Here is a 14,947-nt window from a genome sequence, read left to right on the forward strand (position 1 = left end):
GCGCTCGAATTTTTCTTTTGCCATTTTTCCGACTCCGAAAAAATTAATTCACTGCAAGAGGATTTCGGCGCAACCCTATCAAGCGAGCGCACCAGAAAATGGTGCCCATGGCGGGAATCGGACCCGCGACCTCTCCCTTACCAAGGGAGTGCTCTACCACTGAGCCACATGGGCAAAGAAGCTGCAAAAACAACTTCTAAAATCTTTGCTCGCAAACTGGAGCGGGAGACGGGAATCGAACCCGCGTCATTAGCTTGGAAGGCTAGGGTTCTACCATTGAACTACTCCCGCACAGATTTACTACTGCACGCGACTGCTATTTCTAGCAATCGCTCTTCTCAACCATTGCTGGTGGAGGGGACAGGATTCGAACCTGTGTACGCGTTAGCGGGCAGATTTACAGTCTGCTGCCTTTAACCACTCGGCCACCCCTCCGAAGAGACTTGAATTGTAGCATCTATTTCCAGCTTAAAAAGAAATTTTGAAATTTCTTTTTTCTTGCCGAAGATCGATGCTGGCGCGGCTGGCGGGGATCGAACCCACGACCCTTGGCTTCGGAGGCCAATACTCTATCCACTGAGCTACAGCCGCGAATCCGTCAGGCCGCTTGCACGGCCAACAACAATTCAACAGCCGCAATTATTGCACGGGTTTGGACACCCAAATCACAAATTCACCTGAAATCCCAAACCAGACAAGTAGACATCCACCGACATCGAACCAACCTTGACCAATGAGAAACTCCCTTCCGTCAATACCCAACCATGTATAAGACCTACAAAAAGAGAGTGCAAACCGAGAGCAGCCTCTTCCGGGGATACCGACAACTGCACGGACTGCCCCTGTGCCGCAGCCGCCAGGTCGTGCGCAAATTTTTCCCGAGCGAAGCCTGAACTTTCTATATGCTGCAAACGCACATCAGCCAGTTCGCCCACGTATTCCATTTTGAATAGCGCCGTTTCAAACACCTTGCGTCTGCGCTCATCCTCGTCCAAGCTCTCGAACACACACAGGATGGAGTGACGAATGCGTTCTAGCGGCAACAGGTCACCATACCTGTCGTCACAGATTTCTTCGAAAGGCAGGCATATGCGCCCAAGCATGGAAACAAAGACATCCATCTTGTCCTTGAAGTGCCAGTACACCGCCCCGCGTGTAGCCCCTGCACGCTGCGCGATATCGCCCAGAGAGGTTCGAGATACACCCTTCTCGAAAAACACCTCTTCAGCCGCATCCAGCAGCTTGGTGCGCGTCTCATCCGCTTCAGCCTTGGTTCTTCGAGCCATCACTCACCCTCTCCATCAATCGCCGGCCATAGATCGCCGCGAGAAAAGCCATTTCTCAACTGCTTTACGCAGCGTTTGCAATTATACATTTATGCATGTATGTATAATTTCCCTAGCACCGATATGCAGGAAACCATCTAGGGTTTCCACCCGAACGAGCGCTCCACTGCGGACAGCGCTCTTTTCTCGTTTTCACAATGTCAACCGGAAGGACGTTCATGCACCCGATGTATGAAGCAAACCAGGCTCCCGACAATCAGTCCCATTCAGCCGCATCCGGCACCCGCTCCATGGTCATCGGCCTGAGCTTGGCTGCTGCACTGGGCCTAGTCGCATGCAGTGACAAAAACGCGGAAGCTCAAAAAGCACAAGCAGCCGCTCAGGCACAGCCACCCGAAGTAGGTGTAGTGACGGTATCCATGCAGAACGTGCCTTTGATCTCCGATCTGCCAGGCCGCCTGGAGCCATCGCGCATTGCTCAGGTTCGCGCCCGCGCAGCCGGCATCGTGCAAAAGCGCCTGTTCCAGGAAGGCTCGGATGTCAAGGCTGGCCAGGCCCTGTTCCAGATTGACAACACCCCATACAAGGCCAACCTGCAGAGCGCTCAGGCGACCCTGGCACAGGCCGAAGCCAATCTCGCCCAGGCATCTGCCACCGCACGCCGCTACAAGCCCCTGGTGGAAGCCAATGCCATCAGCAAGCAGGAGTACGACACGGCCATTGCCAACGAAAAGGCGGCACTGGCACAAGTTGCGGCAGGCAAGGCGGCAGTCACCAATGCCAACGTCAACCTGGGCTATGCCAGCGTGACAGCCCCCATCTCCGGACGCATCGGCCGCGCTCTGGTGACGGAAGGCGCTCTGGTCGGCCAGGGCGAAGCCACGCAGCTGGCGACCATTCAGCAAGTCAACCCGCTGTACGTGAACCTGACTCAGTCCTCTTCCGACATCATGCGCATGCGTGAAGCGCTCAGTTCCGGCAAGTTAGCAAAGGTAGGTGACAACGCAGCGCGCGTCCACGTCTATTTGGACGATGGCAAGGAGTACGCACACACCGGCAAGCTGCTGTTCACCGACCTGACCGTGGACCCGACTACCGGCCAGGTCAGCGTGCGCGCGGAGCTGCCCAATCCCGACGGACTGCTGTTGCCCGGCACTTACGTACGCGTGCACCTGGAGCAGGCACAGGTCGAGAACGCCGCACTGATTCCGCAACAAGCCGTGACCCGCAACGAAAAGGGCAACTTCGTCATGATCGTGGCCGAGGATGGCTCCGTGGCACCACGCCCCGTTCAGATCAGTCAGTCCAGTGGCAATAACTGGGTTGTCACATCCGGCCTGAAAGCTGGAGAAAAAGTCATGGTGGACGGCCTGATCAAGGTGGGTATGGGGGCCAAGAAGGTCAAGCCCGTCGAGATCAACAATGCTGCTGCCGGCGCACCAGCACAACCCTCTGCTGCGGCCCCCGCCGCACCTGCGCAAGAGAAAGCCACCACACCAGCCGAAGGTGCTGGCGAAGGCCAGGCAGCCAAGTAACAGGCACGATCCATGTCAAAGTTTTTCATCCACAGACCGATCTTTGCCTGGGTGATCGCGATTTTCGTGATCATTGCGGGCGTGATCTCCATCACCAAGCTACCGGTGGCACAGTTCCCATCGGTCGCACCTCCGACCATCAACGTGACAGCGACCTACCCGGGCGCCACGTCACAGACCATGACGGACTCCGTTCTGCAACTGATCGAGCGCGAAATCAACGGCGCGCAAGGTCTGATGTATATGGAAGCCTCCGCCCCTGCGGGCGGCCAAGGCACGCTGACCGTCACCTTTGCTCCAGGCACCAACCCCGATCTGGCGCAGGTGGACGTGCAAAACCGCCTCTCGCGCGTGCTGCCTCGCCTGCCTCAGGTCGTTCAGGCCCTGGGCGTGCGCGTGGACAAGTCCATGAGCAACTTCCTGATGATTCTGGCCTTCCAGGCCGAGTCTGGAGAGACGTCGCGTGACGACATTGCCGACTACGTGAACCGCAATGTGGTGCCTGAAATCCAGCGTCTGGACGGCGTGGGCAAGGCACAGCTGTTTGCCTCGGGTCGTGCCATGCGCGTCTGGGTGGATCCTGCCAAGCTCCAGGGCTTCGGTCTGTCGATTGCATCGGTCAACGCAGCGATTGCCGCGCAGAACCAGCAGATCTCCGGTGGCGCCCTGGGCAACCTGCCCAGCACACCCGGCACCACCACCACCGCCACGATCGTGGTGCCCGGCCAGTTGACCACGCCCGAGGAATTCGGCGAAGTGGTGCTGCGCTCCAACTCCGACGGCTCCACCGTGCGCCTCAAGGATGTGGCCCGCATCGAGCTGGGCATCGAGAGCTACGCCTTCGAGTCCCGCCTGGACGGCAAGCCTGCTGTGGCCATGGCCGTGCAGCTGACTTCGACTGCCAACGCCATGGCTACTGCCAAGCTGGTCAAGGCCAAGATGGCCGAGATGGAGCCCTTCCTGCCTGCTGGTGTGAAATGGTCCTCGCCCTACGACACCTCCAAGTTCGTGAAAATTTCCATCGAAAAGGTGGTGCACACGCTGCTTGAAGCCATCGTGCTGGTGTTCATCGTGATGCTGATCTTCCTGCAGAACATCCGCTACACCCTGATCCCCACCATCGTGGTCCCCATTGCATTGCTCGGCACGTTTGCCGTGATGCTGGTGGCCGGCCTGACCATCAACATTCTGGCCATGTTCGCCATGGTGCTGGTGATCGGTATCGTGGTGGACGATGCCATCGTGGTGGTGGAAAACGTCGAGCGCATCATGGCCGAGGAAGGCCTTCCGCCCAAGGAAGCCACCATCAAGGCCATGGGCCAGATCCAGGGCGCCGTGGTCGGCATCACCGTGATTCTGGTGACGGTGTTCCTGCCCTTGGCCATGTTCTCCGGCGCGACGGGCAACATCTATCGCCAGTTCTCGCTGGTGATGGCCATCTCGATCTTCTTCTCGGGCTTCTTTGCGCTGACGCTGACGCCTGCGCTTTGCGCCACCATGCTCAAGCCCATTCCCAAGGGCCACGCGCACGACAAGAAGACCGGCTTGCTCGGCCCGTTCTACAACTGGTTCAACCGCAAGTTTGACGCAGGCACGAAGCGCTACTCTTCCGCACTCTCCGGTGTGGTCAAGCGCTCCGCTCAAGCCTTTATCGTCTATCTGCTGGTGATTGCCGGCGTGGTCTTCATGTTCATGCGACTGCCTACGGCCTTCCTGCCAACGGAAGACCAGGGCTATGTCATCTCGCTGACGCAACTGCCTCCCGGCGCCAGCCTGGAACGCACGAGCAAGACCGTTGCAGAGCTGGAAAAGTTTGTGCTGAGCCAGCCCGAAGTCGATCACATCGTGAGCATTCTGGGCTTCAGCTTCATGGGCCAGGGCCAGAACGTGGGTCTGGCGTTCACCACGCTCAAGGACTGGTCCGAGCGCACAGCCCCGGGCTCGGACGCCACGTCTTTCGCCGACCGAGCCAAGGGCGCCATGTCAGCGCTGCGCGATGGCTTCATCTTTACCCTGGTGCCTCCATCCATCTCGGAACTTGGCAATAGCGATGGCTTCACCTTCCGCCTGCAGGATCGTGGCAGCAAGGGTCATGCAGCCTTGCTGGCAGCCCGCAACCAGCTGGTTGCCAAGGCCAACCAGAGCCCGGTTCTGGCCGGCGTGCGCTTTGATGGCGTGGATGACGCCCCACAATGGCAGGTCGACATCAACCGCGATGCGGTCTATGCCCAGCGCGTGAGCATGGGCGATCTGGCCACCACGCTGGCGACCGCTTTGGGTTCGTCCAACTCCACGGACTTCCCCAACAACGGCTTCATGCAGCGTGTGACCATCCAGGCCGATGCGGCTCGTCGCATGCAGCCCGAGGACGTGATGCGCCTGACGGTGCCCAACGCGCAAGGCCAACTGGTGGAGCTTTCCACCATGGTCAGCGCCAAGTGGATCAGCGGCCCCATGCAGCTGACACGCTACAACGGCTACCCCTCCATGAGCATCACTGGTCAGGCCAAGCCCGGCTTTACCAGCGGTGACGCCATGAAGGAAATGGAAAAGCTGGCCCAGGAGCTGCCCGACGGCTTCGGCTACGAGTGGACCGGCCAGTCTCTGGACGAGAAAAAGGCGGGCTCCTCGGCCATGCTGCTGTATGCGTTCTCCATCCTGGCCGTGTTCCTGTGTCTGGCCGCACTGTATGAAAGCTGGAGCATCCCGCTGTCCGTGCTGCTGGTCGTGCCTCTGGGCGTGTTCGGCGCCGTGGCCGGCATGCTGATGCGCGGCATGCCCAACGACATCTACTTCCAGGTGGCCCTGATCACGGTGATCGGTCTGTCGGCCAAGAACGCCATTCTGATCGTGGAGTTCGCCAAGGACCTGCATGCGGAAGGCAAGAGCGCGCTGGAAGCCGCGCTGGAAGCCGGTCATCTGCGTTTCCGTCCGATTCTGATGACCTCGCTGGCCTTTATTCTGGGCGTGGTGCCGCTGTACATCGCCTCCGGCGCCAGCGCTGCCAGCCAGAAGGAGATCGGCACCGGCGTGTTCTGGGGCATGGTGATTGGCACGCCGATCTCCGTGTTCCTGGTGCCCGTGTTCTTTGTGGCCGTGTTCAATCTGTTTGGCAAGAAGTCCAAGCAGGACTCCAACGCCACTCCCCCGGCGGCAACTTCTGCAGCACAGGGAGGCTCGCAACATGAATAAAACCTTGCTACCCGTAGCACTGGCCGGCGCGCTGCTGGCCAGCGGCTGCTCCTTCATCCCCACGCTGGAGCGCCCTGCCGCTCCGGTGGCTGAGCATTACTCTGCCGCCGACGAGCAGGCTGGCACCACCGCGGCCGCCGACATCCCATGGCAGCAGTTCTACACGGACCCTCGCCTTCAGCAGGTGATCCAGCTCGCGCTGGACAACAACCGCGACCTTCGTGTGGCCGTGCTCAACATCGAAAAGGCGCAGGCTCAGTACCAGATCCAGCGTGCCGCCCAGTTTCCTGAGTTCGGTGTGGCAGGCAGCGCCAGCCGCCAGCCCAGTGCCGCCACGGGCCGCTATGCCAACTCGTACATGGCAGGCCTTTCCATGCCCAGCTGGGAGATTGACTTCTGGGGCCGCATCGGCAGCCTCAAGCAGCAAGCTCTGGCCCAGTATCTGGCGACTGAGGAAGGCCGCAAAGCGGCCCAGATCAGTCTGATTGCAACGGTCGCCAACACCTGGCTGAACCTGCAGGCTGACGAGGAGTTGCTGGCCATTTCCCGTCGTACCCTGGGCACACGCGAGCAGTCCATCAAGCTGACCAAGCTGCGACTGGACTCCGGTGTCGCTTCCGAGCTGGACTACCGCCAGGCTCAGTCGCTGACCGAAAGCGCACGCGCCACGCTGGCCCAGCAAGCCGGTCAGCGCGAGCGCGACGTCAACGCCCTGACCCTGCTCGTGGGCCAGACTCTGCCTGCCGATCTGATGACCAGCATGCAAGGCAAGCAACTGCGCGATCTGCCTGCCCTGGCCGATGTTCCTTCGGGCCTGCCTTCTGACCTGTTGCTGCGCCGGCCCGACATCCGTCAGGCCGAGCAAAGCATGATTGCCGCCAATGCCAGCATTGGTGCGGCACGTGCGCTGTTCTTCCCGAACATCTCCCTGACCGCCTCGGCAGGTTTCGCAAGCTCCGACATCTCCGATCTGCTCAAGTCGGACTCTGCGGCGTTCACGATTGCGCCTTCGCTGTATCTGCCCATCTTCAATGCAGGCCGCAATCGCGCCAATCTGCAGGTTGCAGAAGCCAGCCAGAAGATTGCCGTGGCTCAATACGAAGGCTCCATTCAGTCGGCCTTCCGCGAGGTGTCCGACACCTTGGTGAATCGCCGAGCACTCAAGGATCAGCTTGATGCCCAATCGCGTCAGCTGGAGGCCGAGCAGGTTCGCTACAAGCTGTCGGACCTGCGCTACACCAACGGCGTGGCCAGCTACCTGGATCTGCTGGATGCGCAGCGTTCACTGTTTGCACTGGAGCAGTCCGTGGTTCAGGTCCGCCTGGCGCAGCTGCAAAACCAGGTCAATCTCTACAAGGTGCTGGGCGGCGGCTGGACGGAGGCAAGCGCCAGCAGCAACCCTGCGGCAGCAACTACAGCCCAGTAATCGGGCCAAGATTTGCACTCTCACACAAGGCGTCTTCGGACGCCTTTTTTCATGCACGCCACAAATTGGCTGCACAAAGTTGATCCAACTCAACTCCTTTATGCAGCAGCCGTCAACCCGGATCGTCGTGCACTGGCGTTCTTAACCCTCACTTCTATAATGGTTTGTTCATCCCCATCCCACGATCTCAGAGGACTTCATGAGCGAGCAACACCACGAAGAAGCCCATACAGGCCCCATTAAAAAACCCAAGCAGTTGTTGCTTGCCGTCTTCTTCTCGTTTGTGGTTCCCATCTTCGTCATCATCGGTCTGGTCAAGTTCGTGACTTCGTCCGACACCACGGGCGCAGGCACGGCCAATGCCGAAATGGCCAAGGCCATGCGTCTGCAAAAAGTGGGAACGGTAGAAATTCGTGATGCCAACCGCCCTCTGCGCGGTGGCGCGGAAGTCTTCAAGTCGCAATGCGCGGCCTGCCATGAAACCGGCGTAGCCGGCGCACCCAAATTCCAGGATGCAGCAGCCTGGGGCCCGCGCATCAAGCAGGGTCTGGAAACGCTGGTGCACTCTGCCCTGGCCGGCAAGGGTGCAATGGCGGCCCAGGGTGGCGGCGAGTTCAATGACACGGAAATTGCCCGTGGCGTGGTCTATATGAGCAATGCTGCCGGCGCCAACTTCCCCGAGCCCCAGCCTGCAGCCGGCGCAGCAGCCGGTGATGCCCCCGCAGCAGCACCTGCGGCCCCCGTCGCCGCTGCACCTGCAGCAGCTGTTGCAGCCGCCGAGCCAGCACCTGCATCCGCCCCGGCTCCCGCAGCTGCCGCGGCCTCCGATGTGGGCAAGAACATCTACAACACCACCTGCATGGCCTGCCACGCCAGTGGCGTTGCCGGAGCTCCCAAGTTTGGCGACAAGGCTGCCTGGGCACCTTTCATTGCCAAGGGCATGGACGATATGGTGCAGAAGGCCACCCAAGGTGTTGGGGCCATGCCTCCCAAGGGCGGCTCCACTGCTTCGGACGCAGACTTCAAGGCCGCAATTCAGTACATGGTGGATGCAGCCAAGTAAGCTCTGCTCTTTGCTCCGCAAAAACCGGCCTTTGGCCGGTTTTGTTATTTTTGACCGGACGCCTTTTGTACGCCAGTACAGGCAGCGATCAGACTTGATGAGCCTGCGGGCTAGGCACAAAGCCAAACTTCAATGGAAGCGAAGCGCTGTCGACCTCCTGCACCTCGGGCAGCACGCCGCCTTCCAGCGCATTCGCGGCATCCAGCATGTCCAGGCTGTGCACCATGCCCAGGCCCTGCGGCAACGCCAGGAAAAGCCGCCCCTGTTCATCAAGCAGCACCTGCTGCACCTGTTCGATCGCCAGCTCCTGGCCCGTGTGGCTGCTCAGCTGCAGGCCATGCTCTGTGCATCGCAGACGCCATATCCATGGCGCACTCTCCAGCTCCACATACACACGCTGCGGGCCGTTCTGGAAATACCAGCGACCATCTGACTCGGCCAAATAGTTGCGACCGATGAATTCAGCCAGCTTTTCGTGGCGCAGCAGATTGCCCCTGGCTCCGGGCTTGCCGCCGGCAAACGCGCCGCATGCCTGGGCCTGCTCGTCTCTGAGCCACCACTGGCCGCGCGCATCCAGACCCAGCCAGCCGCTGCAGGCCGGCACGTTGGGCCATTTCGCCATGGCCTGCTTCACGATGTCATCCATCACTCATCTCCTGATTATTCTGCGAACGCTCAGAGCCACTGCTCCAGCCATTCGGTCACGGCCAGCGGCATGGCCTGCACATGGGCAGGCCAGGCCCCGCTGGCAAAGCCCACGTGTCCGCCGTGCGGCGGCTGCCATAGCTGCACGGTGGCACTGACCTCATCGGGCCTGGGCAGACTGTGCGCCGGCACAAACGGATCGTTGCGCGCATTGAGCAGCAACAAGGGCACGGCCACTTGCTTGAGCAGGGGCTTGGCCGAGGCCCGGCTCCAGTAATCATCAGCATCCCTGAAACCATGGACCGGGGCCGTGAACACATCGTCAAAGTCATGCAGAGTGCGTGCGCGCTGCAGCCGCTCCCTATCGAACACCCCCGGCGACTGCTGCCATTTGGCGAGGGCCTTGGGCACCAGGGTACGCATGAACATGGGGGTGTAGATCCAGCGATTGAGCCCCTGGCCCAGATTGACGCCTCCGGCCACCAGGTCCAGCGGCGCACAGATCACTGCTGCACCCTTGACGAGTTCTGCAGCCGCCTGCTGCTGCAGCCCGGCCCAGCGCGCAAGGGCATTGCCGCCCAACGATACACCCATTGCCAGCAATTCGCCGCTCGCGCTTTGCTGCAGCCGGCGCAAAACCCAGTCCACCTCGTCCGAGTCGCCAGAGTGATAAGCACGCAGCAAGCGATTGGGCTCACCGCTGCAGCCGCGAAAATGCGGCACGGCCAGATGCCAGCCGCGCTGCGCGCAGACCTGTGCCAGGGCCTTGGCGTAGTGGCTGGAGGAAGAACCTTCCAGGCCATGAAACAGCACCAGTGTGGGAGCGCTTGCACTTGTCAGGCCGCTTGAAAAATCGATATCGATAAAATCGCCATCGGGCGTATCCCAGCGTTCGCGCCGCCACGCCGGAGACTCTCCGCCCTTCGCACAGAGTGCAGCCCAAATGGTCTGGACATGACCTCCGGGCTGCCACCAAGGTGCACGAAATTGTTCGAAATTCATGAGGAACCCAGCCAGCTCCGCAGCTCTGACTGCAGGGCGTCTTTCTGTGCCGCACGCCAGACCAGTTCAGGCGGAGCCACATGAATTCCCGGCGGTGCCTTGAGCAAGGCTGCCTCCACCAGACGAGCCACATGCATGGCGCGCACCGGCCGCTCCGTCTGCGGCAGCATATAGCTGAGCGCCGAAAGCATGATCTTTGCCGTGCGCTGCAGCCAATGGCCTGCATTGATTTTCTGGGCTTCTCTGGCCGAGCGCACAAAAATCAGCCGTTCGAAGCCCAGTGCGGCCACGCCTTGCTCATTGAGATTGGCCAGCCCCTGCTTCAAAGCCTGGGGCAGGCTGCCCATATCGTGGGGCAGCACCACGGCAAGCGTGTGCACGCCACAGCGCTGCATCCACTGCGCCACCGCCTGCAGCTGATCGGGCCGGGGCGTCCACAAGGCGCGCTCGCGCTGGTAATAGGGACGCGGAGGCTCAAACATGATGAGGCCCACATCGGCGCTCTGCACAGGCCATTGCTGCACATCGCCGTGCAGTTGCGTCAGCAACTCCATGCCACGCAGGCCCTGGACATAGGGCTCGCGTGCCAGCACCTGGACCAGCGCATAGTTCTGTGCGCCAACCACGCGACTGAGCACCTCGTTGCCCAGCGGCCCCGTGGCCCCGGCCAGCAACAGCCGCGGCAAGGTCGCAGTTTTCGGGCCGGGACGCTGTGCGCCACGCAGGGCATCGAGTGGAGAAACAGTGGACATGATTGCAATGCTAGCGCCACCGGGCAGCGGACAGGGCAACAGGCTGCGCTCGCACACTGGCCTGCCAAGGCCTTATGCTATGGTTTCCGTCTCAATCTCGTGAATGGAAACACCCATGAAACGCTGGCTTCTGGCAATCGCAACTGCGGCCTCCATGCTCTCCCTCACGGGCTGCGGCTATAACGACTTTCAGCGCCTGGATGAAAAATCCAAGGCTGCCTGGAGCGAGGTGCTGAATCAGTACCAGCGCCGCTCGGATCTGATCCCGAACATTGTCGCCACGGTCAAGGGCGAGGCCAACTTCGAGCAGGAGACCTTGACCAGGGTGATCGAAGCACGCGCCAAGGCCACCTCGATTCAGGCCACGCCCGAGCTGATCAACAACCCCGAAGCCTTCAACAAGTTCCAGCAGGCTCAGGGCGAGATCTCCAGCGCGCTCTCGCGCCTGATGGTGGTGGCGGAAAAATACCCCGAACTCAAGGCCAACCAGGCGTTCCGCGATCTGCGCGTGACGCTGGAGGGTACGGAAAATCGCATCACCGTGGCGCGCAACGAGTACATAGGCACCGTACAAGCCTACAACGTGCTAGCGCGCAGCTTCCCCACCAATATCACGGCCAAGGTATTCAGCTACAAGGTCAAGCCGACCTTCACGGTGCAAAACGAAGCCCAGATCTCGCAACCACCAGCCGTTGACTTTTCCACACCCGCAGCGCCTGCCGGCAGCAAGTAATTGCGCGCACAGCTCTTTAAACCCATGCAAACATCGCCTCAAGCCCTTTTCTACAAAGCGCTTGCAGCTATTATTTTTGCCAGCATGGTGCTGCTGTCGGCGCTGCCAGCCCTGGCGCAGGGTGGCGCAGGCGCTCAGCTGCAGCCCGTGCCCGAGCTGACGGCGCGCGTCATCGACCAGACCGGCACGCTGAGCCAGAGCGATCAACAGGCGCTGAGCGAGCAGCTCAAGAAGCTGGAGGACGAGACCGGCGCCCAGGTCGCCGTGCTCATGGTCGCCACCACGGCTCCGGAAGACATTGCCGCCTATGCCTGGCGCGTGGCCAGCAGCTGGAAGCTGGGGCGCAAGGACATAGGCGACGGCTCTCTCATCGTCGTGGCCAAGAACGACAGGCGCATGCGCATCGAGGTGGCGCGCAAGCTGGAGGGCGCGATTCCCGACATCCAGGCCGCACGCATCATCGACGGAGCCATGAAGCCGCGCTTCCGCGCCAACGACTATGCGGGCGGACTGTCTGCCGCCATCGAGCAGATGAGCCTGCTGATTCACGGCGAGAAACTGCCCGCGCCGCAGTCCCAGCCGCGCAAGTCGGGCCCATCCTGGTCCGAAAATCTGGACTTTCTGCTTCCGCTGCTGTTTTTCGGCTTTCCGATCGGGATTGCCGTCGCCCGCGCCATCTTCGGCCGCGTGCTGGGTTCGCTGATCATTGGAGGCATTGCCGGGACGGCCGCCTATGTGATCACCACCAGCCTATTGATTGCAGGCGTGGCCGGCGTTGTTGGCCTGATCTTCACCCTGCTCTCCAACCTCTCGCGGGGCGGAGGCGGACCGTATATCAGTACCGGCGGCGGCGGCTGGAGCAGCGGCAGCGGGGGAGGCTTCAGCTCGGGAGGTGGTTTCAGCTCCGGTGGTGGCGGCAGCTTTGGTGGCGGTGGCGCCTCGGGGGACTGGTGAAATGAGCAATGTCTTTCAACGCCTGGCACGTCTGGTGCGACACCGCTGGGCCGAACAGCATCTGCGCAAGGCCTTGCCGCCTGCCACGCTCAAGGAGCTGGAATTGCTGATCGCCAAAAGCGAGCTGGGCCACACCGGCCAGGTCCGCATCTGCGTCGAGGCCGGCCTGCCCTGGAGCTATATCTGGCGCGATGCCACGGCGCGCGAGCGCGCGCTCTCGCAGTTCGCCAAGCTCCATGTCTGGGACACGGAGCACAACAACGGCGTCCTGATCTACCTGCTGCTGGCCGACCACGCCATAGAAATCGTGGCCGACCGCGCCCTGGACCGCACCATGAGCGCCGAGCAATGGCAAACGCTGATCAGCGATATGCAGTCCGCCTTCCAGGGCGGGCATTTCAGCATGGGCCTGGTATCGGCACTGGAGCGCGTCAACCGGCAACTGCAGGCGCATTTCCCGCGCAAATCCGCGGCCAACACGCAGCGAAACCTGCCCGATACACCCGTGGTCCAAAGGCATCTGCCGGGCCGCAACCGCTGATCCGGTTCTGCAGCCGCACCCACCGGCTGCAGACCTCAGAGGCCTCAGGCCAGCACATGTCGCCCATACGGCGAACACAGCCAGAGCACGGCCACCACATTGATCAGGACCATGAGCCAGAACTGCAGCTGAAAACTGGTCTTGCTGCTTTTGTGGCGCAGCCACTGCTGGGCCAGCAGGGCACCGGGCCAGCCTCCGGCCAACGCCATGGTCTGCAGCGTGTTTTCCGGCGTGCGCCACTGCCCCTTCTGGGCGGCCCATTTGTCCTGCCAGTAGGCCATGAAGGTCAGCATGCTCAGGCCTGCATAGGTCAGCCAGAGGATACGCGGTATGCCCCAAATCACGGCGGTGGCCAGCATCATCAGCAGCCAGACCAGCAACACGCCATAGCTGAAGCCACTGGAGGCATGCCAGCCCTGAGGCACCGCACGCGAGGACTGCAAACGCCCTGCAGAAGGGCTGTTGCGCCGCACCGAAGAAGACCGTGCCTGAGGCACTGGGCCGCCAGCGCGCCATGCAACCTGAAGCGCGCGTTTTCTGCCCTGCTCCATGCCAACGGAAAACTCCAGGCGCAGACCGGGCCGAGGACGTTGCTCTGCGGGCGGGCGCGGCTCAAAAGTACTGATATGGACAAACAGACGCTCGCCACCGCCATCGGCCTCTATCCAGCCAAAGCCACGCTCGTCATTCCATTGCGTCAAGGTACCGCTGTAGCGCATCCATGTCCTTTGTTGTTTTTGGCACCGCGAACAGGCCCGGTGATGCAAAAAGCAGGTGGGCCCCATCCAGAAAAAACCTTTTTACCCGCATGGCTGTGTTAGCTTTGGGGCAGCCGTATTTTCTTAAGAAAGCACTCAAGCATGCAGAAATCTCTGTTCTCTCTGGCCGTCATCAGCTCTGCCCTGGCACTGAGCGCCTGCTCCTCCATCAGCCCCAGAGGCGCCGAAGCACCGGCTGAATACGACTACGCACTGAGCTGCAAGCTCAAGGAGGATGACCCCAAGAAGTGCGAAGCCCAGATCCGAGCCCTCTGCGAAGACCCCAGCAAGGCCGTGGTGCGCAAATCACGCCATGTGGACCCCAAGGACAGCTCCGTGGTCTACGGCTATCAGGCCGCCTGCAACGGCTAAGCTGCTTGCGCGCTGCCGCGGTTCGGAATCCTGCTGGTTTCGGGATCAGTTCCTTTTGGGACAAGCACAGTGCGCTTCGATTTCCGCAGCAACAGTCCATAAAAAAAGCCACCGCATGCGGTGGCTTTTTGCTGCTGATGCATGTGCTCATGGGCACAGCACATCAACGCTTCTGGCGGTACTTGCGCAGAGCCGCAATCTGAGCTGCCATCACGGCCAGCTCGGACTGCGCACGAGCGATGTCCAGTTCGCCCTTGGCGTTCTTCAGGGCTTCCTCGGCCGCGGCCTTGGCCTTTTGCGCCTTTTCATCGTCCAGATCCTTGCCGCGGATGGCGGTGTCGGACAGCACGGTCACGCAGTTGGGTTGCACTTCCAAAATGCCGCCGGCCACGAAGACGAACTCTTCGCTGCCGTCAGGCATTTCGATGCGCACCGAACCCGGCTTGATGCGGGTGATCAGCGGTGTGTGGCGGGGATAAATGCCCAACTCGCCCGCTTCACCGGGCAAGGCGACAAAGCGCGCTTCACCGGAGAAGATGGACTCTTCGGCACTGACCACATCAACGTGAATAGTGTTCATCTTTGCTCCTAGAAAAGGTAAAAACTGGTCCTAAAACAAGCACACCCCAAGCCAGAGACGCCGAGCAAGGGCCGCCCCGCAGCGAGGGCGTCGTCCCCTCTCCTGAAA

14 protein-coding genes and 4 tRNA genes are annotated in these 14,947 nt (G+C 61.1%); 8 read left to right on the forward strand and 10 right to left on the reverse strand.

Features of this window, described 5'->3' with window-relative positions; all coding sequences use genetic code 11:
• Nucleotides 1–99: 99 nt before the first annotated feature.
• The 5 genes from Cth01_RS22850 to Cth01_RS22870 all read right to left on the reverse strand — a co-directional run bounded on the left by Cth01_RS22850 (nucleotide 100) and on the right by Cth01_RS22870 (nucleotide 1,286).
• Nucleotides 100–174: transfer RNA gene (locus Cth01_RS22850), tRNA-Thr, on the reverse strand.
• Between the two features lie 43 nt (nucleotides 175–217).
• Nucleotides 218–291, reverse strand: a tRNA-Gly gene (locus Cth01_RS22855).
• A 58-nt stretch (nucleotides 292–349) separates the two neighbouring features.
• Nucleotides 350–435: transfer RNA gene (locus Cth01_RS22860), tRNA-Tyr, on the reverse strand.
• An 80-nt stretch (nucleotides 436–515) separates the two neighbouring features.
• Nucleotides 516–591, reverse strand: a tRNA-Arg gene (locus Cth01_RS22865).
• Between the two features lie 74 nt (nucleotides 592–665).
• Entirely contained in the window at nucleotides 666–1,286 is a 621-nt protein-coding gene (locus Cth01_RS22870) for a TetR family transcriptional regulator (protein ID WP_003065361.1), read from the reverse strand.
• Nucleotides 1,287–1,513: 227 nt separating this feature from the next.
• Between Cth01_RS22870 and Cth01_RS22875 the strand changes: the two genes are divergently transcribed.
• From Cth01_RS22875 to Cth01_RS22890, 4 genes are all read left to right on the forward strand, one after another.
• Nucleotides 1,514–2,821, forward strand: coding sequence for an efflux RND transporter periplasmic adaptor subunit (locus Cth01_RS22875; RefSeq protein WP_045840529.1), 1,308 nt, complete (start codon nucleotides 1,514–1,516; stop codon nucleotides 2,819–2,821).
• 12 nt (nucleotides 2,822–2,833) lie between these two features.
• Nucleotides 2,834–6,013 (forward strand): efflux RND transporter permease subunit, encoded by a 3,180-nt coding sequence (locus Cth01_RS22880; protein WP_034359077.1) that lies wholly within the window; start codon nucleotides 2,834–2,836, stop codon nucleotides 6,011–6,013.
• Nucleotides 6,006–7,439, forward strand: a complete 1,434-nt coding sequence (locus Cth01_RS22885; RefSeq protein ID WP_034394906.1) for an efflux transporter outer membrane subunit — start codon at nucleotides 6,006–6,008, stop codon at nucleotides 7,437–7,439. Before Cth01_RS22880 ends, Cth01_RS22885 begins: the two co-directional genes overlap by 8 nt.
• Nucleotides 7,440–7,638: 199 nt before the next feature.
• Entirely contained in the window at nucleotides 7,639–8,502 is an 864-nt protein-coding gene (locus Cth01_RS22890; RefSeq protein WP_034394903.1) for a c-type cytochrome, read from the forward strand.
• Nucleotides 8,503–8,590: 88 nt separating this feature from the next.
• Here Cth01_RS22890 and Cth01_RS22895 read toward each other — a convergent pair whose 3' ends face one another.
• Genes Cth01_RS22895 through Cth01_RS22905 form a run of 3 tightly spaced genes read right to left on the reverse strand, consistent with a single transcriptional unit; the run spans nucleotide 8,591 to nucleotide 10,901 of the window.
• On the reverse strand, nucleotides 8,591–9,148 hold the full coding sequence (locus tag Cth01_RS22895; RefSeq protein WP_034381908.1) for a DUF2946 family protein: 558 nt from the start codon (nucleotides 9,146–9,148) through the stop codon (nucleotides 8,591–8,593).
• 29 nt (nucleotides 9,149–9,177) lie between these two features.
• Complete coding sequence (locus tag Cth01_RS22900; RefSeq protein WP_034394901.1) at nucleotides 9,178–10,149, reverse strand: YheT family hydrolase; 972 nt, start codon at nucleotides 10,147–10,149, stop codon at nucleotides 9,178–9,180.
• Nucleotides 10,146–10,901, reverse strand: coding sequence for a Rossmann-fold NAD(P)-binding domain-containing protein (locus Cth01_RS22905; protein ID WP_034381915.1), 756 nt, complete (start codon nucleotides 10,899–10,901; stop codon nucleotides 10,146–10,148). The genes Cth01_RS22900 and Cth01_RS22905 overlap by 4 nt, the downstream gene beginning before the upstream one ends.
• 115 nt (nucleotides 10,902–11,016) lie before the next feature.
• Here Cth01_RS22905 and Cth01_RS22910 point away from each other — a divergent pair, with 115 nt between their 5' ends.
• The 3 genes from Cth01_RS22910 to Cth01_RS22920 all read left to right on the forward strand — a co-directional run bounded on the left by Cth01_RS22910 (nucleotide 11,017) and on the right by Cth01_RS22920 (nucleotide 13,129).
• Nucleotides 11,017–11,634 (forward strand): LemA family protein, encoded by a 618-nt coding sequence (locus Cth01_RS22910; protein WP_003065385.1) that lies wholly within the window; start codon nucleotides 11,017–11,019, stop codon nucleotides 11,632–11,634.
• Nucleotides 11,635–11,718: 84 nt separating this feature from the next.
• Nucleotides 11,719–12,588 carry a TPM domain-containing protein gene (locus Cth01_RS22915; RefSeq protein ID WP_082085708.1) on the forward strand — a complete coding sequence of 290 codons (870 nt, stop codon included), beginning with the start codon at nucleotides 11,719–11,721 and terminating at the stop codon, nucleotides 12,586–12,588.
• Between the two features lies 1 nt (nucleotide 12,589).
• Entirely contained in the window at nucleotides 12,590–13,129 is a 540-nt protein-coding gene (locus Cth01_RS22920) for a TPM domain-containing protein (RefSeq protein WP_045840531.1), read from the forward strand.
• Nucleotides 13,130–13,173: 44 nt separating this feature from the next.
• Here Cth01_RS22920 and Cth01_RS22925 read toward each other — a convergent pair whose 3' ends face one another.
• Complete coding sequence (locus tag Cth01_RS22925) at nucleotides 13,174–13,848, reverse strand: DUF1294 domain-containing protein (protein WP_045840532.1); 675 nt, start codon at nucleotides 13,846–13,848, stop codon at nucleotides 13,174–13,176.
• Nucleotides 13,849–13,989: 141 nt separating this feature from the next.
• Between Cth01_RS22925 and Cth01_RS22930 the strand changes: the two genes are divergently transcribed.
• Entirely contained in the window at nucleotides 13,990–14,259 is a 270-nt protein-coding gene (locus Cth01_RS22930) for a hypothetical protein (protein WP_034359063.1), read from the forward strand.
• 163 nt (nucleotides 14,260–14,422) lie between these two features.
• On the opposite strand, the gene Cth01_RS22935 is transcribed toward Cth01_RS22930, so the two are convergent.
• On the reverse strand, nucleotides 14,423–14,839 hold the full coding sequence (locus Cth01_RS22935) for a F0F1 ATP synthase subunit epsilon (RefSeq protein ID WP_003059364.1): 417 nt from the start codon (nucleotides 14,837–14,839) through the stop codon (nucleotides 14,423–14,425).
• Between the last annotated feature and the right edge of the window lie 108 nt (nucleotides 14,840–14,947).

The sequence above is a fragment of the Comamonas thiooxydans genome (genome assembly GCF_000964545.1).
Classification (GTDB): Bacteria; Pseudomonadota; Gammaproteobacteria; order Burkholderiales; family Burkholderiaceae_C; genus Comamonas; species Comamonas thiooxydans.

Coding starts and splice junctions, on each gene's coding strand:
- Cth01_RS22870 (WP_003065361.1), bottom strand. CDS start 1,286: ATGGCTCGAAGAACCAAGGCTGAAGCGGATGAGACGCGCACCAAGCTG.
- Cth01_RS22875 (WP_045840529.1), top strand. CDS start 1,514: ATGTATGAAGCAAACCAGGCTCCCGACAATCAGTCCCATTCAGCCGCA.
- Cth01_RS22880 (WP_034359077.1), top strand. CDS start 2,834: ATGTCAAAGTTTTTCATCCACAGACCGATCTTTGCCTGGGTGATCGCG.
- Cth01_RS22885 (WP_034394906.1), top strand. CDS start 6,006: ATGAATAAAACCTTGCTACCCGTAGCACTGGCCGGCGCGCTGCTGGCC.
- Cth01_RS22890 (WP_034394903.1), top strand. CDS start 7,639: ATGAGCGAGCAACACCACGAAGAAGCCCATACAGGCCCCATTAAAAAA.
- Cth01_RS22895 (WP_034381908.1), bottom strand. CDS start 9,148: ATGGATGACATCGTGAAGCAGGCCATGGCGAAATGGCCCAACGTGCCG.
- Cth01_RS22900 (WP_034394901.1), bottom strand. CDS start 10,149: ATGAATTTCGAACAATTTCGTGCACCTTGGTGGCAGCCCGGAGGTCAT.
- Cth01_RS22905 (WP_034381915.1), bottom strand. CDS start 10,901: ATGTCCACTGTTTCTCCACTCGATGCCCTGCGTGGCGCACAGCGTCCC.
- Cth01_RS22910 (WP_003065385.1), top strand. CDS start 11,017: ATGAAACGCTGGCTTCTGGCAATCGCAACTGCGGCCTCCATGCTCTCC.
- Cth01_RS22915 (WP_082085708.1), top strand. CDS start 11,719: ATGGTGCTGCTGTCGGCGCTGCCAGCCCTGGCGCAGGGTGGCGCAGGC.
- Cth01_RS22920 (WP_045840531.1), top strand. CDS start 12,590: ATGAGCAATGTCTTTCAACGCCTGGCACGTCTGGTGCGACACCGCTGG.
- Cth01_RS22925 (WP_045840532.1), bottom strand. CDS start 13,848: ATGCGCTACAGCGGTACCTTGACGCAATGGAATGACGAGCGTGGCTTT.
- Cth01_RS22930 (WP_034359063.1), top strand. CDS start 13,990: ATGCAGAAATCTCTGTTCTCTCTGGCCGTCATCAGCTCTGCCCTGGCA.
- Cth01_RS22935 (WP_003059364.1), bottom strand. CDS start 14,839: ATGAACACTATTCACGTTGATGTGGTCAGTGCCGAAGAGTCCATCTTC.